33 protein-coding genes are annotated in these 25412 nt (G+C 36.0%); 27 read left to right on the top strand and 6 right to left on the bottom strand.

Translation table 11 applies throughout. From position 1 onward, the window contains the following. Positions 1–51: 51 nt before the first annotated feature. The 3 genes from EZ428_RS21135 (at position 52) to EZ428_RS21125 (ending at position 1623) form a co-directional block, all read left to right on the top strand. The gene (locus tag EZ428_RS21135; protein WP_131555253.1) at positions 52–750 is read left to right on the top strand and encodes a helix-turn-helix transcriptional regulator; all 699 of its coding nucleotides are present in this window, start codon (positions 52–54) and stop codon (positions 748–750) included. A gap of 71 nt (positions 751–821) precedes the next feature. After that, on the top strand, positions 822–1244 hold the full coding sequence (locus tag EZ428_RS21130) for a VOC family protein (RefSeq protein ID WP_131555251.1): 423 nt from the start codon (positions 822–824) through the stop codon (positions 1242–1244). 4 nt (positions 1245–1248) lie between these two features. Beyond that, a complete protein-coding gene (locus EZ428_RS21125; RefSeq protein ID WP_131555249.1) occupies positions 1249–1623 on the top strand; it encodes a YdeI/OmpD-associated family protein in 375 nt (124 codons plus the stop codon). On the opposite strand, the gene EZ428_RS24145 is transcribed toward EZ428_RS21125, so the two are convergent. Together EZ428_RS24145 and EZ428_RS21120 are read right to left on the bottom strand one after the other, a co-directional pair. Continuing rightward, complete coding sequence (locus EZ428_RS24145) at positions 1616–1846, bottom strand: hypothetical protein (RefSeq protein WP_205945776.1); 231 nt, start codon at positions 1844–1846, stop codon at positions 1616–1618. The two genes, EZ428_RS21125 and EZ428_RS24145, sit on opposite strands and share 8 nt — an antisense overlap. A 10-nt stretch (positions 1847–1856) precedes the next feature. Further along, positions 1857–2318, bottom strand: a complete 462-nt coding sequence (locus tag EZ428_RS21120; RefSeq protein ID WP_205945775.1) for a hypothetical protein — start codon at positions 2316–2318, stop codon at positions 1857–1859. A gap of 127 nt (positions 2319–2445) precedes the next feature. Here EZ428_RS21120 and EZ428_RS21115 point away from each other — a divergent pair, with 127 nt between their 5' ends. The 7 genes from EZ428_RS21115 (at position 2446) to EZ428_RS21085 (ending at position 6036) form a co-directional block, all read left to right on the top strand. After that, a complete protein-coding gene (locus EZ428_RS21115) occupies positions 2446–3036 on the top strand; it encodes a class I SAM-dependent methyltransferase (RefSeq protein WP_131555247.1) in 591 nt (196 codons plus the stop codon). Beyond that, positions 3033–3536 (top strand): hypothetical protein, encoded by a 504-nt coding sequence (locus EZ428_RS21110; RefSeq protein WP_131555245.1) that lies wholly within the window; start codon positions 3033–3035, stop codon positions 3534–3536. The genes EZ428_RS21115 and EZ428_RS21110 overlap by 4 nt, the downstream gene beginning before the upstream one ends. A gap of 155 nt (positions 3537–3691) precedes the next feature. Beyond that, positions 3692–4018, top strand: a complete 327-nt coding sequence (locus tag EZ428_RS21105) for an ArsR/SmtB family transcription factor (RefSeq protein WP_131555243.1) — start codon at positions 3692–3694, stop codon at positions 4016–4018. Next, the gene (locus EZ428_RS21100) at positions 4008–4511 is read left to right on the top strand and encodes an SRPBCC family protein (RefSeq protein WP_131555241.1); all 504 of its coding nucleotides are present in this window, start codon (positions 4008–4010) and stop codon (positions 4509–4511) included. The genes EZ428_RS21105 and EZ428_RS21100 overlap by 11 nt, the downstream gene beginning before the upstream one ends. A gap of 43 nt (positions 4512–4554) precedes the next feature. Next, positions 4555–4974, top strand: a complete 420-nt coding sequence (locus tag EZ428_RS21095; RefSeq protein ID WP_131555239.1) for a VOC family protein — start codon at positions 4555–4557, stop codon at positions 4972–4974. Positions 4975–5014: 40 nt separating this feature from the next. Next, a complete protein-coding gene (locus EZ428_RS21090) occupies positions 5015–5515 on the top strand; it encodes an SRPBCC family protein (protein WP_131555238.1) in 501 nt (166 codons plus the stop codon). A 140-nt stretch (positions 5516–5655) separates the two neighbouring features. After that, positions 5656–6036 (top strand): DoxX family protein, encoded by a 381-nt coding sequence (locus tag EZ428_RS21085; protein ID WP_131555236.1) that lies wholly within the window; start codon positions 5656–5658, stop codon positions 6034–6036. Positions 6037–6476: 440 nt separating this feature from the next. On the opposite strand, the gene EZ428_RS21080 is transcribed toward EZ428_RS21085, so the two are convergent. Further along, positions 6477–6980, bottom strand: a complete 504-nt coding sequence (locus EZ428_RS21080; RefSeq protein ID WP_131555235.1) for a protease — start codon at positions 6978–6980, stop codon at positions 6477–6479. 257 nt (positions 6981–7237) lie between these two features. Between EZ428_RS21080 and EZ428_RS21075 the strand changes: the two genes are divergently transcribed. From EZ428_RS21075 to EZ428_RS21010, 14 genes are all read left to right on the top strand, one after another. Next, entirely contained in the window at positions 7238–8167 is a 930-nt protein-coding gene (locus EZ428_RS21075) for a helix-turn-helix domain-containing protein (RefSeq protein ID WP_205945774.1), read from the top strand. Between the two features lie 89 nt (positions 8168–8256). Beyond that, positions 8257–9021 (top strand): SDR family NAD(P)-dependent oxidoreductase, encoded by a 765-nt coding sequence (locus EZ428_RS21070; protein WP_131555233.1) that lies wholly within the window; start codon positions 8257–8259, stop codon positions 9019–9021. A 130-nt stretch (positions 9022–9151) separates the two neighbouring features. Then, complete coding sequence (locus EZ428_RS21065; RefSeq protein WP_131555231.1) at positions 9152–9328, top strand: KOW motif-containing protein; 177 nt, start codon at positions 9152–9154, stop codon at positions 9326–9328. Between the two features lie 92 nt (positions 9329–9420). After that, positions 9421–11517, top strand: coding sequence for a tetratricopeptide repeat protein (locus tag EZ428_RS21060; protein ID WP_131555229.1), 2097 nt, complete (start codon positions 9421–9423; stop codon positions 11515–11517). A gap of 235 nt (positions 11518–11752) precedes the next feature. Beyond that, entirely contained in the window at positions 11753–12115 is a 363-nt protein-coding gene (locus EZ428_RS21055) for a bleomycin resistance protein (protein ID WP_131555227.1), read from the top strand. A gap of 156 nt (positions 12116–12271) precedes the next feature. Next, positions 12272–12706 carry a DUF1801 domain-containing protein gene (locus EZ428_RS21050; RefSeq protein ID WP_131555225.1) on the top strand — a complete coding sequence of 145 codons (435 nt, stop codon included), beginning with the start codon at positions 12272–12274 and terminating at the stop codon, positions 12704–12706. 38 nt (positions 12707–12744) lie between these two features. Next, complete coding sequence (locus EZ428_RS21045; protein ID WP_131555223.1) at positions 12745–13671, top strand: GNAT family N-acetyltransferase; 927 nt, start codon at positions 12745–12747, stop codon at positions 13669–13671. 19 nt (positions 13672–13690) lie between these two features. Continuing rightward, a complete protein-coding gene (locus EZ428_RS21040) occupies positions 13691–14374 on the top strand; it encodes a CPBP family intramembrane glutamic endopeptidase (protein WP_131555221.1) in 684 nt (227 codons plus the stop codon). Positions 14375–14383: 9 nt separating this feature from the next. Further along, positions 14384–15106, top strand: coding sequence for an SDR family NAD(P)-dependent oxidoreductase (locus tag EZ428_RS21035; RefSeq protein ID WP_131555219.1), 723 nt, complete (start codon positions 14384–14386; stop codon positions 15104–15106). Between the two features lie 313 nt (positions 15107–15419). After that, positions 15420–15986, top strand: a complete 567-nt coding sequence (locus EZ428_RS21030; protein WP_131555217.1) for a DUF1572 domain-containing protein — start codon at positions 15420–15422, stop codon at positions 15984–15986. Between the two features lies 1 nt (position 15987). Then, positions 15988–16713 carry a DNA alkylation repair protein gene (locus EZ428_RS21025; RefSeq protein ID WP_131555215.1) on the top strand — a complete coding sequence of 242 codons (726 nt, stop codon included), beginning with the start codon at positions 15988–15990 and terminating at the stop codon, positions 16711–16713. Further along, the gene (locus EZ428_RS21020; protein ID WP_205945773.1) at positions 16710–17159 is read left to right on the top strand and encodes a DinB family protein; all 450 of its coding nucleotides are present in this window, start codon (positions 16710–16712) and stop codon (positions 17157–17159) included. The genes EZ428_RS21025 and EZ428_RS21020 overlap by 4 nt, the downstream gene beginning before the upstream one ends. Before the next feature lie 11 nt (positions 17160–17170). Further along, positions 17171–17911: a hypothetical protein gene (locus EZ428_RS21015; RefSeq protein WP_131555213.1), complete on the top strand. Its 741-nt coding sequence runs from the start codon at positions 17171–17173 to the stop codon at positions 17909–17911. Between the two features lie 243 nt (positions 17912–18154). Continuing rightward, complete coding sequence (locus EZ428_RS21010; RefSeq protein WP_131555212.1) at positions 18155–19606, top strand: glycoside hydrolase family 30 protein; 1452 nt, start codon at positions 18155–18157, stop codon at positions 19604–19606. A 52-nt stretch (positions 19607–19658) separates the two neighbouring features. Here the strand turns inward: EZ428_RS21010 and EZ428_RS21005 are convergent, their stop codons facing one another. Next, positions 19659–20492, bottom strand: coding sequence for a DUF3667 domain-containing protein (locus EZ428_RS21005; RefSeq protein WP_131555210.1), 834 nt, complete (start codon positions 20490–20492; stop codon positions 19659–19661). 120 nt (positions 20493–20612) lie between these two features. On the opposite strand from EZ428_RS21005, the gene EZ428_RS21000 reads away from it, so the two are divergent. Next, a complete protein-coding gene (locus EZ428_RS21000; protein ID WP_131555208.1) occupies positions 20613–21080 on the top strand; it encodes a hypothetical protein in 468 nt (155 codons plus the stop codon). 62 nt (positions 21081–21142) lie between these two features. Here the strand turns inward: EZ428_RS21000 and EZ428_RS20995 are convergent, their stop codons facing one another. Both EZ428_RS20995 and panB read right to left on the bottom strand, forming a co-directional pair. Beyond that, on the bottom strand, positions 21143–21841 hold the full coding sequence (locus EZ428_RS20995) for an RluA family pseudouridine synthase (protein WP_131555206.1): 699 nt from the start codon (positions 21839–21841) through the stop codon (positions 21143–21145). Positions 21842–22069: 228 nt separating this feature from the next. Continuing rightward, on the bottom strand, positions 22070–22885 hold the full coding sequence (panB, locus tag EZ428_RS20990) for a 3-methyl-2-oxobutanoate hydroxymethyltransferase (protein WP_131555204.1): 816 nt from the start codon (positions 22883–22885) through the stop codon (positions 22070–22072). A 326-nt stretch (positions 22886–23211) separates the two neighbouring features. On the opposite strand from panB, the gene carA reads away from it, so the two are divergent. Together carA and EZ428_RS20980 are read left to right on the top strand one after the other, a co-directional pair. Continuing rightward, on the top strand, positions 23212–24324 hold the full coding sequence (gene carA, locus EZ428_RS20985; protein ID WP_131555202.1) for a glutamine-hydrolyzing carbamoyl-phosphate synthase small subunit: 1113 nt from the start codon (positions 23212–23214) through the stop codon (positions 24322–24324). A 294-nt stretch (positions 24325–24618) separates the two neighbouring features. Then, positions 24619–25383, top strand: a complete 765-nt coding sequence (locus tag EZ428_RS20980; RefSeq protein WP_131555200.1) for an ABC transporter ATP-binding protein — start codon at positions 24619–24621, stop codon at positions 25381–25383. The last annotated feature ends 29 nt before the right edge of the window (positions 25384–25412 follow it).

Raw genomic sequence — 25412 nt, 5'->3', positions numbered from 1 at the left:
GAACGATATAATTACAAACAAACAATTTGAATTAGCATAAACAGATTTTTAATGATTGATAACGATACTAGAAGACTTTCGCGACTCACTTCAATTTTAATTCAATTGCAAGCTAAACGATTGGTTACTGCAACTTCGCTTGCTGAAAAATTTAATGTAAGCGTAAGGACCATTTATAGGGATATTAGGGCATTAGAACAATCGGGTGTGCCAATTCTAACAGAAGAAGGAAAAGGTTATACCTTAATGGAGGGCTATCGAATTCCTCCTGTTACTTTTACTGAAACTGAGGCAAATGCATTAATTACAGCAGAACAATTTGTTTTAAAAAACAAAGATGCTTCATTTGTAAAAGATTATACGGACGCCATCATTAAAATAAAATCTGTGTTAAGACCAAGCACAAAAGAAAATGCCAACCTACTCTCAGACCGTATTGCCATTAGCCAGAATAACTCATTTGATACAACAAGTAATTACTTATCAAACTTGCAATTGGCACTCACCAATTTTAACCTTGCCACAATTGCCTATCAAAAACTTGATTCTACGGAAACAATTACAAGAACTATTGAGCCTTTTGCCTTATTGAGCACACAAGATAATTGGTTGCTGGTAGCTTGGTGTCATTTACGTAAGGCTTTTAGGCTTTTCAGACTCGATAGAATTAACAATCTTCAAGTTTTAGATGAAAGATTTGAGCCTCATCAAATGACTTTAAAAGAATATTTTGCAATGGCCGAAAAATAAAAACAACCCCTGACATAGGGCTGTCATAACCCCATTATATCTTTGTTTAAGCAAGTTAAAAGATAAACAAAATGGAAAAGAAACACGTTTTAAAAGGATTGGCAACTGTTAATTTTTATGCCACAGATCATCAGGCTGCAAAAAAATGGTATAGTGAGTTTTTAGGTATCGAACCCTACTTTAATGTACCAGGTTATACAGAATTTCGCATTGGCGATTACCAACAGGAATTAGGTATAATTGATGCCAGTTATGCACCAGCGGGATATACTGGAAATGCAGCAGGAGCAATAGCGCACTGGCATGTAGATGATTTAAAAGCTACGCTAGCTCAATTAATTTCGATGGGTGCAACTGAATATTTACCTATTACCGATCATAGCCAAGGAAAAGGCTCATTTGTAACCGCATCTGTAGTTGATCCTTTTGGAAATATTTTAGGTATCATGACCAACGTTCATTACCTCGACATCCTTAAACAAAAAAATGCCTAGCCTTATGGAAACAAAAGATGGTAAACAGGCTGTTTATGCAAAAAACAGAGCAGAATGGCGAAAATGGTTACAAGAAAATAGCCAGACGGAGAAATCTGTTTGGTTAATCCTATACCACAAAAAAAGTAAGGTAGAGAGTATTAATCTTATTGAAGGAACAGAAGAAGCCTTATGCTTTGGGTGGATTGACAGCTTGTGTAAAAAACGAGACGATCAAAGTTACTACCTCACATTTTCGCCTAGAAATGCCAAAAAAAGCAAGTGGAGCAAACCGAATATCGAAAGAGCAGAAAGAATGATAGCCGAAGGTTTAATGACTCCGCAAGGTCAGGCGGTTATAGCTATTGCCAAAGAACTGGGGAAATGGGAAACTATTTAACTTTCTTCTTTACAGTATCTGCAGGTGCTTTATCATATTCAGCCAAACAACTATCTAGCGTGTGTCCTTTTTGATGAATGCAATCGCAGAAAATTAAACAAGCCTTGGCTTTAGGATTATCCTTGCACTGCAGTTCGCAATCCTTTAAAGTGTTGCGAGGCATCATTTCGCAAGCCATTAAAGATAGCATTGCTAGCATTAAAACTGATTTTATTACTTTCATAGCATGATGATTAGTTTAAGGGAACTGGCATTTTATGCCAAGGAAAAATGTACTTCAACTTATCATAATCCCAGCAAAGCAGGTATAAGTTAGCCAACACCATTAATGGCGATGATACCCACGAGCCTTCAAAACGTACGGCTATAGAAAGAATGCAAATATTTAAGATGATGGGGAAATAGATCATTGCTCCCAACGTGGCAGTTCTAGGAATAAGCAGCAGTAGCGCAGCCAACACTTGCAAAACACCAATAAACGGATAGTAAAAGCCTGTTCTAGATAAGGCCTCTAAATAATGTCCCATTGGGTGATTGTTTGACAAATCCGTAAAACGTTCGCCCATGATTTTAACAAAACCTGCTGGTAAAAAACCTGCCGCCAAGCCTACACGGTTAAAGATGGCAAAATAACGAAACCATTTGTTTGTCTTTACTTGGGCGTGAACCCGATCGAGTGTGGTAGCTAGACTCATATTTATAAAAATTACTTCAATTAAAAGCACTTTGTTATTCAAAGTAAAAGTAAATTTATTAATTTAGCAAGCAGATAATTTAATTAATGAACCTGGGTTAAACATAAATGTTAGCGTACAATAGAAAATGAGCAAACAAACCGACAATTTCTATAATCATTTTTCTTTTTTTTATCCTGTGGTAGATTTGTTCTTGAAACCACAAAAACATAAACTGTTTCAAGAAATAAATAAACTTCCTGACGGACAATTATTAGAAATTGGCGTTGGCAATGGCAGCCATTTAAAGCTTTATAAAAAGCATCAAGTTACTGGCGTAGATACTTCTTTTAGCATGTTAAACATTGCCAAAAAGCAGCAAACAGCACACATTCAGCTGTTGCAAATGAATGGAGAAGCATTGTTATTTCCAGATCAAACTTTTGATTACATCATTCTCTCTCACGTTATTGCAGTGGTAGATGCTCCCGAAAAAGTACTGGCAGAAACCTACCGGGTATTAAAGCCCAATGGGCAAATATTTATCCTCAATCATTTTACCCCTAACAACTGGTTACGGCATATCGATAAGGCTTTTCAGCTGTTTTCAAAAGCATTTCATTTTAAATCTGAATTTCATATCAATAGCCTAACTACCATCAAAAAGTTTAGGCTTTTAAGGGAAATCAGCTTTGGTCAGTTCTCCTATTTTAAACTTTTAATTTACAAGAAGGCTTGAAAAGAAATCATTACATCATTATTCTATCCTTGCTTTTCAGCTTGTTTATTTATTTGTTTTATCGGACAGAAAAAACAGTAGTTACCAAAATATTTATTTCAATCATTTCATTAGACCAGTTTATTGCGTTAAGAAAAAGCATCACCCATAGTTTACCTTTACATGAGTTTATTATTTTTTCTTTACCAGAAGGTTTATGGGTATTCTGCATTACCCTGGCCTCAAAATTTAAGTTCATTAACATTGGCAAAAGAGAAATAAATCTTGTTCTTGCACCGCTCCTATTTTCAATTGGCTTAGAGATTTTTCAATTGTTTCATTTAACAAATGGACGGTTTGATTTTTTAGACATCGGTGTTTCTGTTCTATTTTGGGCAATCGCAAATTATCTCATTCCAAGTAAAAACTCAAGGCAAAACGTATTCAAACCCTTCAATTTCGAGAGCTTTATTTGTCTTTTCTGTTACCTCATTGTTTATTTAGCCCACGTTTGGCAATAATAAAAATCTATAATAACCTTCCATATAAGCTTCTTAAAGCAGGTTTTAGAAAAATACAACCTCTCTAAACAACATATTTGTTTAAAATTATTTGCGAAACCGAATAGTTGCGTATATATTTGCAACCAATTAGTTTCACTTATTGAATAACCAAAATGAGAAGAGATGTTTTTCAGGCTATAGCCGATCCTACCAGAAGGGCAATCATTGCATTAATCGCCCTGCAAGCAATGACACCCAATGCCTTGGCCGAGCATTTTGATACTACCAGACAAGCAGTATCTAAGCACATAAAAATATTGGCAGAATGTGAGCTGATTAAACAGGAGCAAAAAGGGAGAGAAATTTATTACCAACTGGAAATAGAAAGGATGAAAGACATAGATAAATGGCTAGAACAGTTCAGAAAGATTTGGGAAACTCGCTTCAATCAGCTTGACGAATTATTGTTGAACCTTCAAACCAAAAAGAATGAAAAGTAATTTATTGTTCGATTTTATTGTAAACAAAGAAGAGAAAACCATTGTGGTTAAACGTGAGTTTGCTGCCGAGCTTGAGTTGGTTTGGGAAGCGTGGACAAGTGCCGAATTTCTTGAACAATGGATAGCACCAAAACCTTGGAGAGCAGAAACCAAAACAATGGATTTTAAGGAAGGTGGTTTTTGGCATTATGCAATGATTAGTCCACAGGACGAAAAACATTGGAGCAGGTATGATTACCAAAGCATCGAACCACTAAAAAGCATTACCGAATTGAGAGGCTTTAGTGATGAAAGTGGAGCCATTAATCCAGATTTTCCGAGAACACTATGCACAAATGTTTTCGATGAGACTGAAGGAAATACATTCGTAACCGTTACTGCCCAGTACGGAAGCCTCAAAGTTTTGGAATACATGGTAACACACGGCTTTAAGGAAGGTATGTCTGCAGCCCTTGCAAACCTTGATGAATTGTTGTTAAACCTTAAAAAATAAACTAGCGAAAGTAAAATTAATTTAAACCTAAAAACCTATTATTATGGCACTTATTAACCCACACGTTAACTTCAATGGCAATGCCGAAGAAGCATTCAATTTTTACAAATCTGTATTTGGTGGAGAGTTCACAAAGATCATGCGCTTTAAAGACATCGCGAGCGATCAATTTCCAATAGCAGAAAAAGACGAGAATAAGATCATGCACATTGCTTTATCAATTGGCAACAATTCTTTAATGGGCAACGACGTTCCGGAAATCATGGGACGAGTAAATGAAAACGAAAACAGGTCTAAAATAGCTGTTAGTGCCGAAAGCATGGAAGAAGCTGACAAATTATATAAAGGACTTTCGGCAGGTGGAAATGTTGAAGTACCTAATGATAGCCCTGAGGGTTCGCATTTCTCTATGTTTAGAGACAAATTTGGCATAGAATGGATGATAGATTTTAACCAAGCGTAGCTGAATTATAATAAAATGAGTATCAATTAAAAATAAAAAGATGAAGACCAATTTATTATTCGATTTTATTGTAGACAAACCTTCAAAAACGGTATTTGTAAATAGAGAATTTAATGCAGCGCTCCCTTTAGTGTGGGATGCTTTTACCAAACAAGAAATTCTTGACCAGTGGTGGGCTCCAAAACCATTTGCTTCTAAAACAAAGGTCATGAATTTTGAAGTTGGTGGCAGAAGGTTTTATGCCATGGTAAGTCCAGAAGGTAATGAACATTGGGCAATTCAGAAATATACTTCCATAAGCCCAAAAACTAATTTTAAAATGCTGAATGCTTTTGCAGATGCGGATGAAAACCCTCAATTGCCTGGTTCTGATTGGGATTTTAATTTCAGCGAAGAGAACGGCATCACTAAAGTGAACATTATCATTAAAAATGATTCGCTTGAACGCATGGAGCAAATGATCGAAATGGGTTTCCAAGGTGGATTTACAATGACATTGAACTACTTGGATACACTGTTAGAAACGCTGTCCAAAAAATAAAGAGTGTTGTAAGCGCAAAACAAATTACAGCTCAAATGCCCATTTAACTTGTCGTATCTGCACCGCACATGAGCATTGATTATAACTTATTTTTGATTAAATTTATATCAAACCTCACTCCACAATTACAATCAAAAAATATGAAACAGAAAATCACATTCGTTTTAAGTCTATTATTCGGACTGTTCTTTATCAATGCGGGCTTAAATAAGTTTTTTAATTATATGCCAGCTCCAGAAAAAATGCCTGAGCAATTAATGAAGGCAATGGGTGCTTTTATGGAGATTGGTTGGTTAATGCCTTTAGTTGGTATTGCGGAGGTAATTGGTGGCATATTAATTATATTTCCTAAAACAAGAGCTTTAGGTGCAATCATTGTTTTCCCTGTAATGGTTGGTATAGTATTAACTAATACGGTTACCGATACTAGTGGTTTACCAATTACTTTACCGTTTGTTGCCATTTTATTATGGATAATTTATGATAACAGGGCGAAGTATTTACCGATGATTAGCGAGTAAATAAAAAGGTCGAGATTTGTAATCTCGACCTTTTTATGTTGTTCGTCATACCCAGCTCCCCGAAGTAAGGTCGGGGCAGGCTTACTGGGTATCCTAATGCGATTAACACTATTCAATAACATCGCGCTCCTTCCTAACACTTTAAGATTCCCACCTGCGTGGGAATGACGTACAAAAAGAGGGTCGTCGTGCGCTCTACTATGCGAGCGTCATACTCAGCTCCCCGAAGTAAATCCGATAGCTATCGGATCGGGGCAGGCTGACTGGGCATCCTAATGCGATTAACACTATTCAATAACACGCGCTCCTTCCTAACGCTTTAAGATTCCCACCTGCGTGGGAATGACGTACAAAAAGAGGGTCGTCGTGCGCTCTACTATGCGAGCGTCATGCTCAGCTCGACTGGGCATCCTAATGCGATCACAAGGTTTTTATCAAATCTACTTAACCGAAATCCTAACACTATCTGTTACACTCAAGCCGCTTATGCTTTGCGAATTGTAACGAACAACATAGCTACCTGGTTTAATATCATAAGCTTTACTTAAATCTACTTTAACTGACAAACTATCTTTTGGCTTAATGCTAACATAACTATCTGCAGGTGGTGGCATTATTCTTTTTGCCATTGGCCCCTTGTAAGCGGCTTCTTCTCCTTCTGTTGAAGTAATATCTAAATATTTACTCATTAAAGGTTCAAAAGGTGTATGCCATTTACAAAATGTTTTAACTGAATCGGTGCGATTGTATACCGTAAAAGTCATTTCTATTGGGGCGTTAGCTGCCGAAACTGCAGGGATAGACATGGTTGCAACCAATGTAGTATCTGTTGTGCTGTCGGCGTTAGCCGTAGCAGCAATCTTTTCGCTATTCTGTGTTGTAGGGCTACATGCTACAAATAGCAACAATCCTAGAGCGGGTAAAATAAGTTTAAATATTTTCATGTTTTAAGTATAGCAATATGCCTGCCACTTATAAATTTCATCAGCATTAAAATATGCTGTGCTCGTACGTGAGCGTCATACCCAGCTCCCCGAAGTAAATTCGGGGCAGGCTGACTGGGTATCCAAATGCGACCGCTAGGCTTTTATTTGATGCTAATTCCCATAACCTTCCTATCGCTTTAAGATTGCACGTATTCTGGCAACTTTCACATCTTCCATAATTTACACATATATTTGAATTTCGCAAACAAATCAAAATGGAAATAGCGTCACTTCAAGATTTTTATAGAGATATGGGTTTCGGTAACGATAACGAACTCGGCACCATTTTACCAGCAGGCATCAATAAGGATATTGGCCACTTTAATGTGTTTAGCATAGCCAGCGTAAGAAAGAAGTTAAAAGAAACAATGACAATGCCCTACAACAGGCGCACTTATTATAAGATAAGCTTAATTAATGGGCACAACCGTGCAGAATATGCCGACAAAATCATTGATATTAAAAAGAATGGTTTATTGTTTGCGTCTCCTAAAGTACCTTATAACTATATCCCTCAAGATGAAAATCAGTCGGGTTACTTTTGCATTTTTAGTCACGAATTTCTTACGGCCTCGCAAAGTGGAATTCAAATAGATAATCTTCCCATCTTTAAGCCAGGTGGTTATCCAGTTTTTCAATTGGAGGATGATCAAGTGAAGGAATTGACTTATTTATTTGAGAAGATGTTTAAGGAAATGGCCTCAGATTATGCTTTTAAATATGATTTATTACGCAATTATGTTTTAGAGCTTATTCATTACGGGCAAAAACTTCAACCAGATGTTGCACAATACACCACGCATAATGCCACCACTCGGGTAGTTAGTTTGTTTATAGAGTTGCTAGAGCGACAGTTCCCCATCACCACATCGGGGCAACAATTAGTATTACGCACCGCAAAAGATTACGCAGAACGATTAGCCATTCACGTAAACCACCTGAACAAGGTTTTAAAAGAGCAAACTGGTAAAACAACGAGCGATTTTATCAGTAGTAGGATTGCGCAGGAGGCAAAAATACTATTGAAACAAACGGACTGGAATGTTTCTGAAATAGCTTATGCCTTGGGTTTTGAGGAAGTAGCGCACTTTTCAAACTTCTTTAAGAAGCAGGCTTCGTTATCGCCATTGGCCTTTAGATCATAGATATTTGATTTACGCAAATAATGGATTGAAGTTTACAACAAAGCAAACCTATAATTGACTGACATTTGTGCTATTAAAAACATAAAGACATGGACACAGTAAATAAAATAGCATTAGTAACTGGCGGCAGTCGCGGATTAGGTAGAAATATGGCGATTGCCCTTGCTAAAAAAGGAATAGACGTGGTATTGACTTACCACAGCAACAAAATAGAAGCCGACAAAGTAGTTGCAGAAATTGAATCTATAGGGCAAAAAGCATTTGCTTTTCAGCTAGATGCAGGAAACATCAAATCGTTTGATGGTTTCTTAACCTCGGTAACAGATCATCTAAAGGAAAAAACTGGAAGTACAAATTTCGATTTCCTGATTAACAATGCCGGAACTGCACTTTATTCGTTATTTGCAGAAACAACAGAAGAGCAGTTTGACGATGCGATAAACATTCATTACAAAGGCGTATTTTTCTTAACCCAAAAATCATTGCCGTTTTTAAATGATGGTGGCGGTATCGTTAACATTTCATCTGGCTTGGCACGTTTTTCTTATCCAGGCTCATCGGCCTATGGCTCAATGAAAGGTGCTGTAGAAGTATTGACAAGGTACTTGGCAAGAGAATTAGGTGCTAGGGGAATTACAGCAAATGTGGTGGCTCCAGGTGCTATTGAAACAGATTTTGGTGGTGGCAGAACAAGAGACAACAAAGAAATAAATGCACACATCGCAAGCGCTACGGCATTAGGTCGTGTTGGTTTGCCCGATGACATTGGTGGCGTAGCTGCATTTTTATGTACTGATGATGCCAAGTGGATCAATGGACAACGGATTGAGGTTTCGGGCGGTATAAGTTTGTAGTTCCACAAACTAAATTTTGTTATTAAAGCGTGCGAAAAGAATAGTTTTCGCACGCTTTGTTTTTTGGTTAAAATCATTTTTGTAAACTAAGGACAGAAAATCATTAAATTTAAAATCAAATCAACCCAAAATGAGTACAACCCTAAAAGACGGCGATCAATGCAATGTTATTGCTGGAACGCATAAAGGTAAATCTGGAAAAGTGAGTGATATTAACCTCAGCAAAACTGGGCACATTACCATTACGGTTACCCAAGATAATGGGGTTCGTTTTAAAACGCTTGGCAAAAACGTAGAGGTAAATTAATATGACCTTTGAAATTCCTTGTTTGAACAAATAAATCTCTATCTTTCAATATTGTTTTAACCAATAACAATACGCCAAATTAATTGCTCACTATGCCTAATTCGATAAAACGACTAAAACAGCTTGCCCTATTCTGTTTTTTCATGTTTGCTATTGGCATTACTTCCTCTGCTCAAACCACTAAGGTTGATGAGTTATTAAGTCAGCTGAATAAAAACAGTCCAGATACCACTCAGATGAAAATCATGAGAAAATTATCTGTGGCTTATTCCTCAGTTGATCCAGCAAAAAAATTCTACTACGCCAATCAGTATAAACAGGTAGCAGAAAAGTATGGCATAGATTCTTTGGTTGCTAGCGCTTATCTGGATATGGGCAACTCTTACGTACTGAGGAGCAATTTAGACAGTGGCTTGTATTACTTTAAAGTGGGCCACGAAAAAGCTAAAGCGAGTAATTTTACAAATGGCATAGCTAGGGGCTATATCAACATTGGTTATGTTTACGACCGATTGGATAGAAAAAAAGAAGCGGCAGATTATTATGAAATTGCCTTAAAACTCTACACCAAACTTAACTTTAAGCGAGGCATTAATCAATGTATTACAAACCTAGGCTCAATATATTTCGATTTGAAGAAATATAAAACTGCAGATCTTTATTTCCAACAGGTTTTAGATAACGTGAAAGAAAACCCTAATGACGAGGTTGGTTTAGGTAACGCTTTATATTCTTTAGGTGGTTCGAGACAGCGCTTGGGAAAATTGAAGGAGGCCTTAGCTTATTACCAAAGGAGCTTAGCCACTAGAGAGAAAATTGGCGATTTAAATGGTATTGCCTTAAGTAATTGGGGAATTGGAGAGCTATATGTGGGTAAGGGAGAATATAACAAAGCATTAGACTATCTTAACATTGCCTTAAGAAATAACAGGACATTAAAAAACTTATACCAAGAGTGCGCTGTGCTGATGACTTTGGCAGACGCTTACCTAGGCTTAAAAAACTATAAAAATGCAGAAGCAGCGGCAGATTTAGCCATCACAAGAGCAAAGGAAACCGATTCGAAAATAGCAATGTCCTTATCGCTCGACAAAATGGCGAAAGTAAAGGCTGCACAAAAGAAATTTGATGAGGCTTTAATGTTTCAAGCGGCTTATAAAGCCATAAATGACAGTTTGAACAGTGATGAAACCACTAAGGAGATCATCACTAGCGACCTGCACAGAATTAACACGGATAACAAGGTATTAACGAAAGACAACAAAACCATCAAATCTAAAAACTCAGAGTATATAACTGTCATTTCTATCATCACCATCCTGTTAATTCTATTGGCCATTCTACTGGCACTTTACTATAAGAGAAATTTAGAGAAAAAGGCAATCAATGTATTGCTACAAAAACAGAAGCAGGAAATTGCAGAGGTAAATGAAGAACTGAGTGCTTTAAATGAGGAGTTAACCACGCAAATGGATATCGTTTCTGTTCAAAACATAGAATTAGAAAAGCTAAACATGGTGAAGAACAAGTTTTTCTCTATTGTTTCTCACGACCTAAGAAGTCCCTTGAATTCCTTAAAAATGATTTTTGAATTGTACCGAAACGGGGATTTGGATGAAAAAGAACTAGGCGAATTGTTAACCAGGTTAGAAGATACGATATATACCACGGCCAGTTTCTTGGATAACCTACTGGAATGGTCTAAAACTCAGTTGGAAGGGATGATTGTTAAACCAGCTCCTTTTGAAGTAAGCAAAATCGTATCAGATAACATTAAGTTGATGGATTCGCAAATAAAGCTCAAATCACTTAAGGTCGAGAACAGCATTCATTCGGATATCACTGCTTTTGCCGATCCAAATATGATTAACACGGTAGTTAGAAACTTATTATCTAATGCAATTAAGTTTTGCAACAAAGGAGATGAAGTTATTTTTGACGCTGAAATAAAAGGGGATAAATTGGTGTGTGCTATCCGCGATTCTGGCCCTGGCATAAGTGATGGCGATAAAGAAAACCTTTTCAATTTAGCACATACCATTAGTACAGGAACTTCTGGAGAAAAGGGGCATCATATTGGTCTTGTATTATGTAGGGACATGTTACTGCAAAACAATGGAGACATACAGGTTGAAAGTGAGTTGGGAAAAGGTACAACTTTTTATATTTCATTGCCGATTGGCGGCTAGTCGTTAGTAGTTTTTTTATATGTTGCGCGTCATACCCCTGCCTGTCCGGCAGGCGGGCAACTCGTCCCGAAAGCTATCGGGAGGGTATCTTAATGCACCAGAAAGGCAGATTGAATGGCTAACTCGCAGCATTTTCTCTTGTGGCTTGTTCCGACTAATTGATTTCCTTTACAAATACTTTAATTGAATTACGAACTGCCTTTGCTATATTTATAAATCACCTAGCAAAATCAGTATGCTTACAAACATCAACCCCAAACTCCCAATGCGCAATAAAGCCATTACTAGGGATTTTTACATCAACAAATTAGGTTTTGAACCATTAGCCAAGGCAGATTATGATGGCTACCTGATAGTGCAAAAAGACAATATAGAAATTCATTTTTTTGAGTTTGTAGACCTTGACCCATCTGAAAATTACGGACAGGTTTACATCCGTACCAATAATATAGAAGAATGGTATGACCTAGCTCTACTTAAACAATTACATATACCAACGGCTGGGCATTTACATGTTAAACCTTGGGGCCAAAAGGAATTCGCTTTACTCGACCCAGATAGTAATTCGTTAACTTTTGGGCAGGCCATACTGTTATAATTCATTAAAATTTGCCTTTTAATCTAACTACCTATAGGCAAATTATAATCACAGATAAAAAGGATAGACACAGATAATATTTAAGTTTTAAATCTGTGGGTATCTATGTCTATCTGTGGTTAAAAATCATTAACTTAATTGCATTAATCAACCACAATGAATAATGCCCGTCCAATTCATCCAGATTTCCAGAACTTTTTAAAGTTTAAAGAGCCAGATTTAATTGAACTGTTTACAGACTTGAGGTCGTTTATTCTAGAACTTCATCCTGATAGCAATGAAATGCTTTATCACACCCACGCCTTAACTTCGGTATTTTCTATTTCAGAAAAATTGGGTGATGCTTTTTGCATGATACCGATTTACACTAACCATTTAAACCTAGGTTTTAATAAAGGGACTTTATTGGATGACCCCCATCAACTATTAGTAGGGACAGGAAACTTAATAAGACATATTCCTATCAAAGAAAAAAGTGATTATAGGAATGATAAGATAAAGGCATTAATCATAGCAGCCATCAGCTTTGCGATTAAGGACATGGATAAACCTACAAAATCTGTGGGCAAAACCATCTCTAAGATTAAATAGCTTTTTTATATTTGGTTATAGCTTTAAACTATCCCCCAATGATTAAAACGATTAGAACCGACTCAGAGCACCCAGATTTTATTGAATTGGTTAAACATTTGGATGCCTATTTAGCAGAAATAGATGGAAATGAACACGCTTTTTATGCACAGTTTAATAAAATTGACAAGATAAAACACGTTGTTATTGCCTACGAAAATGATATCCCTTTGGGCTGTGGAGCCATTAAGGAACTTTCTCCCGTGGCAATGGAAGTAAAACGGATGTACACATCGCCCAATGGCAGAAAAAAAGGAATAGCCACCACTATTTTAAAAGAATTAGAGAGTTGGACTGGCGAGCTTGGTTATGAAAACTGTTTATTAGAAACTGGAATTAGACAAGCTGAAGCTGTGTCATTATATAAAAAATGTGGTTATAAACGCATCCCAAACTACGGCCAGTATATAGGTGTTGAGAATAGCGTTTGCTTTAAAAAAGAAGTTGAAGTAAATCCATTAGGAAAGATATGTTATACAGATTTTGATCAACTGAACTCATTTATCCAAGAAAAAAACACCGGGCAAATTTTAATAGATTACCGATTATTATCTGATTACGAGGGAATGGTTTTAGGCATTGGAATTATCTTTGGTGCTGCAAATGAAAGATATGCACTTGATGTAGAATGGATTTCTTTTGGACTAGATTTGTTAGGAGAAAATTTAACGATGAGTTATTCCTATCAATTCACAAACTTAAAATCGTTACTTGACTACTTAGCTATTACTTACAGCATCGACGTAACCGATATTCCAATAAAATATAAAATAGACAGCGAAAAATTCCCCAATCCATTTAAAGATGAAGAGCTTAAACCTGCCTTTGAAGAAAGTTGGGCTCGCTTTAAACAAGACTTTGCAGCTGGCAAATTTTTAGACCCTAGTCTGAAATTAGTCTACACAAGCCCTCCATTTACTGAATAATCAGTATCTTTCAACATTTATGCAAATAGCTCAAAAAAACAATCAATCCGTATTAATTGGATGTATTTTAATTATTTTATTGTTGTTTTTATTTCCATTTGCAGCAGCATCAATTCCTTCATTTTTTAGCATCCAAAAGACAAGCTTAGCCTACCTATCAAGATTTTCTTTTTGGCTTAGCTTATTGTGCATTTGGTTTTATGCCTTAAAGTTCGAAAACCAAAAATTACTGATTTGGGAAGAAAAGAAATACAACATCAGCTTCTATATCATATCTATCATCTTAATTTTCTTAACGCTTTTTATAGGTGTAATTACTATTCAATTGTTTTTCAAACTGTTAGGATTGGAAAACAAAAGTCTGGTGTTGCAAAAGATCATCCAGTTTTTAAAACATAGGCAACTACTATTATTCTTTACTGCGCTTACTGCTGGCGTTGTAGAAGAATTAATTTTTAGAGGTTATTTACAGCCACGTTTAACAAAGATTTTCAAGAATCCACATATTGCAATTTTCATATCTTGTTTGCTTTTCGGTTTAATGCACTATAAATATGGAACTGTAATAAACGTAATTGGGCCATTTTTTATAGGGTTAGTTTTTGCGTATTTTTATTGGAAATACCAGAACATCAAAATCTTAATCCTTTGTCACTTTCTATGGGATTTATTATTGCTGATAATTGCTGTATCAAGGAACTAAAAGATTTAAATGAATAAAATATTAATCATTACTGGTGGAAGCAAGGGAATTGGCAAAGGTATTATAGAAGCTTATTTAAGTGAAGGTTATGAGGTATTTTCCATCTCACGAACAAGCAACAAAGAATTTAAAGACGTAACACAAATTGAATTTGACCTTAGTAAAACTGATGGAATAGCAGCATTACTTACTGGTGTTTTTGAAAACTTTAAATCTACTGAAGTAGAGAAAATAACGCTAATCAATAACGCTGGCACCTTAGGCCAAATTGGTAAAATTGAGGCGATTGCTGACATTGAAAAAACTGTTCAACTGAATACTGTTGCTCCGCTAATCTTAACATCAACTTTTATCAGCTTAGCCAAAAACTGGGTTTGCGAAAAGAAAATCATCAATATTTCTTCGGGTGCTGCCTACAAACCCTATTACGGCTGGTCTATTTATGGCGCCACAAAAGCAGCTATTGATATGATGACAAAAACCGTGGCAGTTGAACAAGATAATGTGGAAAATGGAGTAAAGATCATAGCTATTTATCCAGGTGTAGTTGATACGGCAATGCAAGCGCAAATTAGGCAGAGTGATAAGGAAAGCTTTGCCAATATTGATAGGTTTTTGGGATTAAAAGCTACCAACTCCTTAGCAAATGCAGCAACTGTTGGAAGACAAATATTCGCCATAGACCAAGATAGCGGCATAGAGAATGGTGCATTAATTAGAGTTGAAGAATAGTTATTGATTTTTTTCGCTGATTAGTCGAACCAAGATTAATATATTCTATAAATTTATAGCATTCTTTTAAGATTTAGTTTTCTTTGGTCTGCAATATCTGCCTTTTTCTGCGAGAAGAACAGTGTAACAAATAGTTTTTCGCTGTTAATGCAGATCTAACCGCAGAAAAGTCGCTGACAGATAGGGATTGTATCACAATATATTTTATAAATTTATGGTATTCTTTTAAGATTTATTTGTCTTTAGTCTGCAAATATCTGCGCCCTTAAATTTGCGCCTTTTCTGCGAGAAATAAAGACATAGTTGAACTAAAATGGAAAACGATTATTTAGAAAGTGCTAAAAAGCAATTTGAATATTATAAAATGCTTGGCGATAAAACTTTTGCTCAATTGAACGAAGAACAATTGTTTTGGCAATTTAATGAAGAGAGCAATAGCATCGCCATGATTGTAAAGCATCTTTGGGGTAATATGCGATCTCGATGGACTGACTTTTTAACCAGCGATGGAGAGAAAGATTGGCGAAACAGAGATGAAGAATTTGAAAATGACATTGCAACTAAAGCCGAACTATTAGACAAATGGAATACAGGTTGGCAATGTTTGTTTGATGCCATTAATCCATTAACCGCCGCAGATTTAAATAGGGAAATTTACATTCGCAATCAAGGGCACACGGTAACAGAGGCTATTAATCGCCAGTTGGCACACTACCCCTATCACGTTGGCCAGATTGTATTTCTAGGCAAAATGCTTTGTAATGAAAACTGGCAATCGCTTTCTATCCCAAAAGGAAACTCTAAAACATTTAATGCCGAAAAGTTTGCACAGCCTAAACACAAACAGCATTTTACTGATGAATTTTTAAAAGACGAATAGCATGGAACTCACTGCCAAATCTTTCATTGCAACCCTAATGGCTAATCAATCTGATGAAGAGTTGAAGAAAATACTTCGTTATTTTAAATCAGAGGAAGGCGATTATGGTTATGGCGATGAATTTATTGGGGTAAAGATGGGCTTCATCTTCGACCTTGCCAAAAAATACAATCAAATGCCAATTGAAGAAATTGAGCTTTTGTTAGAGAGCAATATACATGAAGCTAGGGTTGGTGGCGTAAGCATCATGGACAAGGCCTCGAGAGAAAAGAAGATAGAAAAAGATAGGTTGGCAGACTTCTATCATCTTTACATGCGCAGGCATGATAGAATTAACAATTGGGATTTAATAGACCTAGGTTGTTTATACATGACAGGTTTATATCTTTTCGATAAGCCAAGGGATATTCTTTACCAAATGGCTAAATCTGAAAATATTTGGGAACGCAGAACGGCAATTTTAAGCACTTGTTATTTCATTAGAAAAAATGATTTGAATGATACTTATCAAATTGCAGAACTATTGTTAAACGACCAAGAAGATTTGGTTCACAAGGCTACAGGATGGATGTTGCGTTTTGCAGGTGATAAAGACAAAGCACTGTTAGTCTCTTTTTTAGATAAATATGCAGCAACCATGCCTCGGGTTTTACTTCGCAATGCGATAGAGAAATTTGATAAGACAGAACGGGAACATTATTTAGGATTGAAGAAAAATAAGATATGATAATTGAAAACCTAAAAATCATTTTCAATAGAGACCTCAATAGACTAAAAACAGAAATTGAGGCTTATCAAGATGAAGCCAATCTTTGGAAAATAGATGGGGATATTAAAAATTCAGCAGGCAATTTATGTCTGCATCTGATAGGCAATCTAAATACTTACATTGGAGCAGGGCTTGGGAATTCTGGTTATATCAGAAATAGAGAATTGGAGTTTTCTTTAAAAGACGTTCCCCAATCAGATTTATTAATGATGATTGAAGAAACAATTAAAGTTGTTGATGAATCATTGAGTGGATTAAAAGATGAAGATTTAGCAAAAGAATATCCTACCTTGGTTTTCGAAGAAAAAACCTCAACTGGCTTTTTCCTTATTCATTTAACCACGCATCTAACTTATCATTTAGGGCAAATTAATTACCATAGGAGGTTGTTAGCTCAATTATAATTTCAAATCTTATGAAATATTTTCTCTATCTAGCATTAATAATTTGTTCGTTCTCTTGTACTAGAGATGTAAAACAAAGAGTACAAAAGAACGTTGACAAAAAGGAACAAAATAAAAACACATTAAGCCTCAATTTTGGAAACCCAACTGAATTAGATAGCTCGACTTATGTTATTTATCCTTTAATTTTAAATGATGAAGAAGGGGAATCTGACTCATATGGCAGCAGTAGTGGCAGTAGAAGTACTACTTACTGGAACATGGCTTTTTACAATACCGCAAATGGAACTTATCACTTATTGGATGAAAACAGAAAGATGGTTATCTATCAATATGACCAGAAAGAATCAGGAAACAGTTCTACTTCAAATGATGAGGAAGGTACCACATATAGTGAAGTAAATAAATTCATTTATTACTCAATTAGAACGTTAGATTTTAATAAAGATGAACGCTTAGATTTTCTTGATCCGAACTATTTATTCATTTCAGATAAAAATGGCGAAAACTTTAAACAAGTATCTCCAGACAACGCAGATGTTAATGAATGGAAAAACATAACTAAAGCGAATAAAATATTAATGATGGTTATGTTTGACAGTAACAACGACAAAAAATTTAACAATGAAGACAAGGTAATCCCAATGGTTTATGACTTAACTACAAAAGCCATTTCAAAGGAAATATTTAAGGATGATTTTAAATCAAAAGCAGAAAAAATATTTAATCATGAATGGGCAATTAAGAAATAGCTTGGTTTATCACCATTAACTACCTGCATTTTACTACTACAAGCCAATGTTTTTTTAACGCAACATTTAAAATCAAATCGTTTCTAAAAACGCTATTCTAACTACTTTAAATACATTTAATAATTGCGATTAAAGCGTATTAATGCTTAAAATACAAGACCTCTCCTCAAAAATAGTATTGGTATTTTAACTTTTAAATAAGCTAATTTGGCATTCTATTCTAGAAACCAAATATAAATTCTGATGAGATCTTTATCTGCTGTTGCTTTTGCCTTTGTGCTAATTTTAATTTCTTGTGCCTGTAAAAAAAGCACCAAGAAAACAGAAGCACCTGTTATACCTATTCCGCCAGTTACAACGCCCATAACAAGCGATGTTAGTTTTTGGTTAACCAAAGGTGATAAATCTGTCTTGCTCCAGAAACAAAACGTTGCTTTAAACTTTAGCAATACGAATAATAGCAATACTACTATTGAGGTTGATGCCAATCAGGTTTACCAAACTATAGATGGCTTTGGCTACACCTTAACTGGTGGAAGCGCAACCTTGATGAATAGCTTAGGTGCTACTGAGAAAGATGCCTTGATTAAAGAGTTATTCTCAACTGAGGAAGGGGCAATCGGTGTTAGTTATTTGCGTGTTAGTATTGGCGCATCAGACTTAAGTGCAAATGTTTTTACTTATAACGAGCGACCAGCTGGTCAGACAGATGTTAATCAGGATAACTTCTCTATTGCTGCAGAAATGACTGATTTGGTTCCAATCCTGAAAAAGATTTTAGCCATTAATCCCAACATTAAAATTCTAGGTTCTCCTTGGACAGCCCCAACTTGGATGAAAACTAACAATGCCTATAAAGGTGGTAGTTTGAAACCTGAATATTATCAGTCTTATGCTAAGTATTTTGTGAAATATATTCAGGCAATGAAAGCACAAGGCATTACCATAGATGCAATCACTATTCAGAATGAACCTTTGCATCCGGGCAATACCCCAAGTATGTACATGGAAGCACCAGACCAAGCTATATTTATTAAATCTGCATTAGGCCCAGCATTTCAAGCGGCAGGATTAAGTACAAAAATTATTGTGTACGACCATAATGCAGATAAGCCAGAATATCCAATGGCTATTTTAGCTGACCCAGCGGCAAACCAATATGTAGATGGTTCGGCCTTTCATTTGTATGGTGGTAATATTTCTGCCTTAACTACAGTACATAATGCTTATCCAAATAAAAATGTATACTTCACCGAGCAATGGGTGGGCGGACCTGGTAACTTTGCTGAAGATTTAAAATGGCATGTTTCTACCTTAATTGTTGGCGCAACACGTAACTGGAGCAGGAATGTTTTAGAATGGAATTTGGCAGCAGATGCAAATTACAATCCACATACACCAGATGGTGGCTGTACCACTTGTTTAGGTGCCATTACCATTGCTCCTACTGTGACTAGAAATGTAGCTTACTATGTAATTGCCCATGCCTCTAAATTTGTGAGACCAGGCTCTGCCCGAATTGGTTCAACTTTAAACAGCACATTAGCTAACGTGGCGTTTAAAACACCAGATGGCAAAAAAGCACTGATTGTAATGAATACAAGCTCAACTGATCAAACTTTTAACATTAAGGATAATGGAAAAATTGTAACCACAACATTGCCTGCCGGTGCAGCGGGGACTTATGTTTGGTAAAAAACTTTGCTTATTGATTTAGTTAACCCCACCATTGTGTGGGGTTTTCTATTTATCTTCCACCCATGTGTTTAAAGTAATCCATAAAGTTTGTGTTTTGATACACATAGATGGCACTTATCATTTGTGTTAAAAATGCCCAAAGCATTATACCTATTAAAGTAGCTATAATGATTTTGAACATTGCCCCCAAACCTTTTAATTCTACAAAGCCTTTGTAAGCAACAACAAAGTAAATAAGCTGAAGTAACAAGCCCCATATCCACATCAATGGCTCCCAAGATGTCCCTTTGAATAGTGCATGAATTGGGTTAACTATGATTGAGAAGGCAAGATTTGCAAAACTTACAAACATTAGATTGGCAACTAAATGTTCTGAGTAATTATATCGTTTTCTGTAATAGATAAGCCAAAAGTACAGTGCAAAAAACGGAACTGCAATCATGGCCACAAAATTCGAATTTTTGGTGAAGAAATTTTTAACCACACCTACCCTATGATACATTGCCATCGCTTCTTCCTTTTTAATAGGATTTTCTATTCTTGAGATACCTTCTGGAATAGGTTTCTTATCTGCTGAAACCGAAGCACTGAAAGTACTAGACAACACATAAAACCCAGCTAACAGTAGAAAGAAAGTAAATGGATTATAGTATTTTTTTCTCTTTCCTGCTATATATTCTTTAGCCACAATCCCAGGTCTAATGGCCAGTTCTTTCAATAGGTAAAGCAAACCTTTATCTGCGTGCGTAAAGGCATGAAATGCTTCGTGAAAGAAATGAGAAAGGGTAAAACGATGAACAACCGCTGGCTGACCGCATTGAGAACAGAATTTTTGTTCCTTTACTAAATGGGTATCACAATTTAAACAGTGTTTGGAGTTCATGGTAGCTGAGGGTTAACTTATTGGCTAATGTCGTGAATTGAATTAAAAATTCAAAAGTAGTAGTTAAGCTTATCAAACTTTTTTAGCATCATTGTTGTTAGTATTATCAAAATCATACTAATGAAAAAATTATTCATCTCCATTTTCAGTTTAGCGGTTCTATTTACAGCTTGTCAAAGTAATAATTCAGAAAACACTGCCACAGATACCAATGCACCAGACACCAACATAGTTCCCGCTAGTGAGCAGCATTGTTATAAATACATTAAAGATAAAGACACTGCAACTTTAACCATGATGAGTAGTGGACCAATTACCACAGGAGAATTGAAATATAATCTTTACGAAAAAGATAAAAACTCGGGCATATTTGAAGGTGAATTAAGAGGTGATACGCTCATAGCCGAATATACTTTTAACTCAGAAGGAAAAGAATCAGTTCGCGAAGTTGCTTTCCTTAAAAAAGGCAATCAGTTAATTGAAGGTTTTGGCGATGTTGAAGACAAAAATGGAAAGATGATGTTTAAGGATAAATCGAAACTAAGCTTCGGCAATTCAATCGTTTTTAACAAGGTTGATTGTTATTAAAGAGGTTAATAGTTGATGGCTTTAAACGCTCAAACCAAAGACTCTTGACTAAGGATTCCAGATTATCGACTCACTTCAAAGTGCTCAAATCTTTCCCAAAAACCATCTACTGGTAATGGTGCAAATATTTTAACAGGTTCTTTTTGCACAGGGTGGACAAATTCTAACTGCCTAGCGTGTAAACAAATGCTTCCCTTTCTGCTACCACGAGGGTAACCGTATTTATTATCGCCAACTATTGGACAATCCATTGTAGACAATTGTACACGTATTTGATGCGAGCGACCAGTTAATGGATTTACCTGTAATAAATAAAATCCGCCAACCTCTCCTATTAATTTATAATCTAACTCAGAACGCTGACTACCTGTTACTTCCTTGTTATAAGCAGCAACTACATTTTTCTGCGGGTTTTTAATTAAGTAGTGAACTAAATTACCCTCAGTTCTTGTGGGCTTATTTCTTACTACAGCAAAATAGGTTTTACGAACTTCTCTATTCTTGAAAATAGCGTTCATCCTTTCTAAAGCCTTACTTGTTTTAGCAAATAAAATAACACCACTTACTGGTCTATCTAAACGATGTACCACACCTAAAAAAGCACCATTTGGCTTATTGTACTTAGCGGCGATGTATTTCTTCACCTTTTCATCTAAAGGCTCGTCTCCAGTTTCATCAACCTGTACAATATCGCCAGAGCGTTTGTTTATCGCTATTAAGTGGTTGTCTTCGTATAAAATATCTGCTTCGGTAATGGGCATTGTTTGGTTAACTGTATGAGGTGGTGAATTGGTTAACTGTAGAAATTGGTTAACTGTAAAAATTGTTTAACTGGTTAATTGTTATAGGCAATAAGCAAAGTTGGCTAATGTATCCGAAGAGCACTAAAACTGCTTTTCAAATCGCCAATCGCCAAAACTTAAACGACCATTATTATTTTCATTAATTTATTTTACCAAGTTCTAAAAAGCCCCTTTAGGGGTTTGGGGTTAATACTGCTCTTTCTCGTTCGGGAAATCTTTTGCTTTTACATCCTTAATATAAGATTGGGCAGCACCTAAAATCCCTTCGTATAAATCTAAATATTGACGTAAGAAACGTGGTCTAAAACCTTTTGTTAAGCCAATCATGTCATTAACAACTAAAACCTGTCCGTCGCAATCTGGTCCGGCACCAATACCAATAGTTGGAATATGAATACTTTTCGTTACCTCCTTGGCCAATTTAGCAGGGATTTTCTCTAATACCACTGCAAAACATCCCGCGTCTTGTAAGGCTAAAATATCAGTCTTTAATTTATTGGCTTCTTCTTCATCCTTAGCTCTAACGGTGTATGTTCCGAATTTATAAATAGACTGAGGAGTTAAACCCAAATGCCCCATAACCGGAATACCAGCTGTAATGATGCGTTGAATTGATTCAGTAACTTCTACTCCACCTTCTAACTTTACCCCATGCGCACCAGACTCTTTCATTATCCTGATAGCAGAATTTAAAGCTTCTTTAGAGTTACCTTGGTAAGAACCAAAAGGCAAATCTACTACCACAAAAGCACGACTAGCACCACGAACCACACCTTGTGCGTGATAAATCATTTGGTCTAGGGTGATAGGCAAAGTAGTTTCGTGACCAGCCATTACATTAGATGCGGAGTCGCCTACTAATAAAACATCTAAGCCAGCATCGTCTAAAATGGTTGCCATTGAATAGTCGTAAGCGGTTAACATGGCAATTTTTTCGCCACGTTGTTTCATCTCTTGTAAGATATGTGTGGTAATCCGCTTAATTTCTTTGTTTACAGACATGTTCTTTGTTTTGTTAGGCAAAATTAGGTTTTATTATTTTAATAATTGGAAATAGGGAATAGTAAATGGGAAATAGAGATTGAAAAAAACGCAGGATTAGAAAACTTATCTATTACCTATTTCTAAATTACATCTCAATACGCCTATCGCAATACGCAATACTTTTTTTTCAAAAAATATCTTGAAAAAACCGTTGAAAAACCTACCTTTGTATCCTGAAATGAATGAGTTCGGTCAGACTTCTTTAACATCCTTCAAAAACGGCATATCCGTTAAGAATTCCATCATTTTTTCTCTTTTTTTATCAAACCCTTATTGTAATACAAATGACTAACTACACCAAGTTACCTGCAATTTTATTATTAGCCGACGGCACTGTTTTTTATGGCAAAGCTGCCGGAAAAATCGGAACTACTACTGGCGAGATTTGCTTTAATACGGGTATGACTGGCTATCAGGAAGTGTTTACTGACCCATCTTACTTTGGGCAGATTTTAGTGGCAACCAATGCACATATTGGCAACTACGGTATTCATAAAGAAGAAATAGAATCTGGCTCTATCAAAATTGCTGGTTTGGTTTGTAAAAACTACAATATTTTATACAGTAGAAAAGAGGCTTCAGAATCTATACAAGATAATTTCCAGAATGAAAATATAGTAGGTATTTCTGAGATTGATACTCGTGCTTTAGTGCGCCACATTAGAAATAAAGGAGCGATGAATGCAATTATCTCATCTGAAATTACTGATTTACAAGAATTAAAAAAGAAATTGGCTGAAGTGCCTGACATGGATGGTTTAGAGCTTTCATCTCACGTTTCTACTACTGAGCCATATTATTACGGTAATCCGGATGCTAGTTATAAAATTGCTGCTTTAGATTTAGGCATCAAAACCAACATCCTACGCAACTTTGATGACAGAGATGTTTATGTAAAAGTTTATCCTGCTAAAACCACTTTCACAGAAATGAACGAATGGGGAGCAAATGGTTATTTCATTTCAAATGGCCCGGGTGATCCATCTGCAATGGCTTATGCTATTGATACAGTTAAATCTATTTTAGAAGCCGACAAACCTTTATTCGGAATTTGTTTAGGTCACCAATTATTGGCTGAAGCAAATGGCATTGGCACCATGAAAATGTTTAACGGTCATAGGGGATTAAATCACCCTGTTAAAAATATTATCAAAAACCACTGCGAGGTTACTTCTCAGAACCATGGTTTTGGCGTAATACCTGATGAGGTTAGAAAATCTGAAAAAGTAGAAATCACTCACGTTAATTTAAACGATGATTCGATTGAAGGAATTCGTGTAAAAGGTAAAAAAGCATTCTCGGTGCAATATCACCCAGAGTCGTCTCCAGGCCCACATGATTCTCGTTACTTATTTGATGATTTTGTTGACTTGATTAAAGGTGAGTTAGCCTGGTAGGTTTAGGGTTTAGGGTTTAGGGTTTAGGGTTTAGGGTTTAGGGACAGATTGGTTTAATTGTATTTAGTTCAGCTAAATTTTAATAAACTATTATCTTAAAAATCGGTTAATCCTGTAAATCCTGCTCCAGACAGTTTACCATTCATCTTGATAAATCATCATTTTATCGACATTTTACTGCCAGTCAGATAAAATTCATTTTCTATTCATCTAAACCTTATTACTTTAGATTTATAGAAACGGAAGGGCTATGTTGTTATCTTTAGCCTTTCGCTCTCAAAACAAAACTAAACAATGGAAAAGAAGAATGTCATTATCAGTGTGAAAGACCTGGTAAAAAACTATGATGACTTTAAGGCAGTACAAGGCTTAAGCTTCGAAGTTTATGAAAATGAAATTTTTGGTTTGCTTGGTCCAAATGGCGCTGGTAAAACTACTACCCTAGAAATTATAGAAACCTTACGCCAAAAAACAGCTGGTGAAGTTATTGTTGATGGTTTTTCGGTTGATACTGATGCCAATGCCATCAAACGTATTATTGGCGTACAGTTGCAAGCAGCAGGTTATTACCCAAACCTAAACTTAGTAGAGCTACTTGAATTGTTTTCTGGCTTATATGGCGTTAGCGTTAAACCAATGGAAATGTTGGAGAAGGTAAATCTACAAGACAAGGCTAAAGCAAAATACAAAGCTTTATCTGGCGGACAAAAACAACGCTTTTCTATTGCAACTACTTTAATTAATTCGCCAAAAATTATCTTTTTAGATGAGCCCACTACCGGCCTAGACCCACAAGCTCGTAGAAACCTATGGGATTTGATTATTGAAATTCGTAGGGCTGGAACAACCGTTGTAATTACTACTCACTATATGGATGAGGCAGAGCAACTTTGTGACCGTGTTGCATTTGTAGAACGTGGACAGATTATCGCCCTAGACACACCAGATAAATTAATTGACGATTTAGTGGCCAGTGGCTTTGAGCGTAAAAAAGAAGTTAAAAAAGCCAACTTAGAAGATGTATTTATTAACCTAACTGGCCAAGAATGGCGTGAATGACCCCCTAACCCCCTAAAGGGGGAATTTAT

Source organism: Pedobacter frigiditerrae (assembly GCF_004331645.1).
Lineage (GTDB): Bacteria > Bacteroidota > Bacteroidia > Sphingobacteriales > Sphingobacteriaceae > Pedobacter > Pedobacter frigiditerrae.
This window is presented reverse-complemented; position numbering and strand designations above follow the sequence as displayed.

What these genes read in the sequence shown, in the direction of transcription:
- EZ428_RS21135 (WP_131555253.1), top strand. Translation starts at nt 52, where the DNA reads ATGATTGATAACGATACTAGAAGACTTTCGCGACTCACTTCAATTTTA.
- EZ428_RS21130 (WP_131555251.1), top strand. Translation starts at nt 822, where the DNA reads ATGGAAAAGAAACACGTTTTAAAAGGATTGGCAACTGTTAATTTTTAT.
- EZ428_RS21125 (WP_131555249.1), top strand. Translation starts at nt 1,249, where the DNA reads ATGGAAACAAAAGATGGTAAACAGGCTGTTTATGCAAAAAACAGAGCA.
- EZ428_RS24145 (WP_205945776.1), bottom strand. Translation starts at nt 1,846, where the DNA reads ATGAAAGTAATAAAATCAGTTTTAATGCTAGCAATGCTATCTTTAATG.
- EZ428_RS21120 (WP_205945775.1), bottom strand. Translation starts at nt 2,318, where the DNA reads ATGAGTCTAGCTACCACACTCGATCGGGTTCACGCCCAAGTAAAGACA.
- EZ428_RS21115 (WP_131555247.1), top strand. Translation starts at nt 2,446, where the DNA reads ATGAGCAAACAAACCGACAATTTCTATAATCATTTTTCTTTTTTTTAT.
- EZ428_RS21105 (WP_131555243.1), top strand. Translation starts at nt 3,692, where the DNA reads ATGAGAAGAGATGTTTTTCAGGCTATAGCCGATCCTACCAGAAGGGCA.
- EZ428_RS21100 (WP_131555241.1), top strand. Translation starts at nt 4,008, where the DNA reads ATGAAAAGTAATTTATTGTTCGATTTTATTGTAAACAAAGAAGAGAAA.
- EZ428_RS21095 (WP_131555239.1), top strand. Translation starts at nt 4,555, where the DNA reads ATGGCACTTATTAACCCACACGTTAACTTCAATGGCAATGCCGAAGAA.
- EZ428_RS21090 (WP_131555238.1), top strand. Translation starts at nt 5,015, where the DNA reads ATGAAGACCAATTTATTATTCGATTTTATTGTAGACAAACCTTCAAAA.
- EZ428_RS21085 (WP_131555236.1), top strand. Translation starts at nt 5,656, where the DNA reads ATGAAACAGAAAATCACATTCGTTTTAAGTCTATTATTCGGACTGTTC.
- EZ428_RS21080 (WP_131555235.1), bottom strand. Translation starts at nt 6,980, where the DNA reads ATGAAAATATTTAAACTTATTTTACCCGCTCTAGGATTGTTGCTATTT.
- EZ428_RS21075 (WP_205945774.1), top strand. Translation starts at nt 7,238, where the DNA reads ATGGAAATAGCGTCACTTCAAGATTTTTATAGAGATATGGGTTTCGGT.
- EZ428_RS21070 (WP_131555233.1), top strand. Translation starts at nt 8,257, where the DNA reads ATGGACACAGTAAATAAAATAGCATTAGTAACTGGCGGCAGTCGCGGA.
- EZ428_RS21065 (WP_131555231.1), top strand. Translation starts at nt 9,152, where the DNA reads ATGAGTACAACCCTAAAAGACGGCGATCAATGCAATGTTATTGCTGGA.
- EZ428_RS21060 (WP_131555229.1), top strand. Translation starts at nt 9,421, where the DNA reads ATGCCTAATTCGATAAAACGACTAAAACAGCTTGCCCTATTCTGTTTT.
- EZ428_RS21055 (WP_131555227.1), top strand. Translation starts at nt 11,753, where the DNA reads ATGCTTACAAACATCAACCCCAAACTCCCAATGCGCAATAAAGCCATT.
- EZ428_RS21050 (WP_131555225.1), top strand. Translation starts at nt 12,272, where the DNA reads ATGAATAATGCCCGTCCAATTCATCCAGATTTCCAGAACTTTTTAAAG.
- EZ428_RS21045 (WP_131555223.1), top strand. Translation starts at nt 12,745, where the DNA reads ATGATTAAAACGATTAGAACCGACTCAGAGCACCCAGATTTTATTGAA.
- EZ428_RS21040 (WP_131555221.1), top strand. Translation starts at nt 13,691, where the DNA reads ATGCAAATAGCTCAAAAAAACAATCAATCCGTATTAATTGGATGTATT.
- EZ428_RS21035 (WP_131555219.1), top strand. Translation starts at nt 14,384, where the DNA reads ATGAATAAAATATTAATCATTACTGGTGGAAGCAAGGGAATTGGCAAA.
- EZ428_RS21030 (WP_131555217.1), top strand. Translation starts at nt 15,420, where the DNA reads ATGGAAAACGATTATTTAGAAAGTGCTAAAAAGCAATTTGAATATTAT.
- EZ428_RS21025 (WP_131555215.1), top strand. Translation starts at nt 15,988, where the DNA reads ATGGAACTCACTGCCAAATCTTTCATTGCAACCCTAATGGCTAATCAA.
- EZ428_RS21020 (WP_205945773.1), top strand. Translation starts at nt 16,710, where the DNA reads ATGATAATTGAAAACCTAAAAATCATTTTCAATAGAGACCTCAATAGA.
- EZ428_RS21015 (WP_131555213.1), top strand. Translation starts at nt 17,171, where the DNA reads ATGAAATATTTTCTCTATCTAGCATTAATAATTTGTTCGTTCTCTTGT.
- EZ428_RS21010 (WP_131555212.1), top strand. Translation starts at nt 18,155, where the DNA reads ATGAGATCTTTATCTGCTGTTGCTTTTGCCTTTGTGCTAATTTTAATT.
- EZ428_RS21005 (WP_131555210.1), bottom strand. Translation starts at nt 20,492, where the DNA reads ATGAACTCCAAACACTGTTTAAATTGTGATACCCATTTAGTAAAGGAA.
- EZ428_RS21000 (WP_131555208.1), top strand. Translation starts at nt 20,613, where the DNA reads ATGAAAAAATTATTCATCTCCATTTTCAGTTTAGCGGTTCTATTTACA.
- EZ428_RS20995 (WP_131555206.1), bottom strand. Translation starts at nt 21,841, where the DNA reads ATGCCCATTACCGAAGCAGATATTTTATACGAAGACAACCACTTAATA.
- panB (WP_131555204.1), bottom strand. Translation starts at nt 22,885, where the DNA reads ATGTCTGTAAACAAAGAAATTAAGCGGATTACCACACATATCTTACAA.
- carA (WP_131555202.1), top strand. Translation starts at nt 23,212, where the DNA reads ATGACTAACTACACCAAGTTACCTGCAATTTTATTATTAGCCGACGGC.
- EZ428_RS20980 (WP_131555200.1), top strand. Translation starts at nt 24,619, where the DNA reads ATGGAAAAGAAGAATGTCATTATCAGTGTGAAAGACCTGGTAAAAAAC.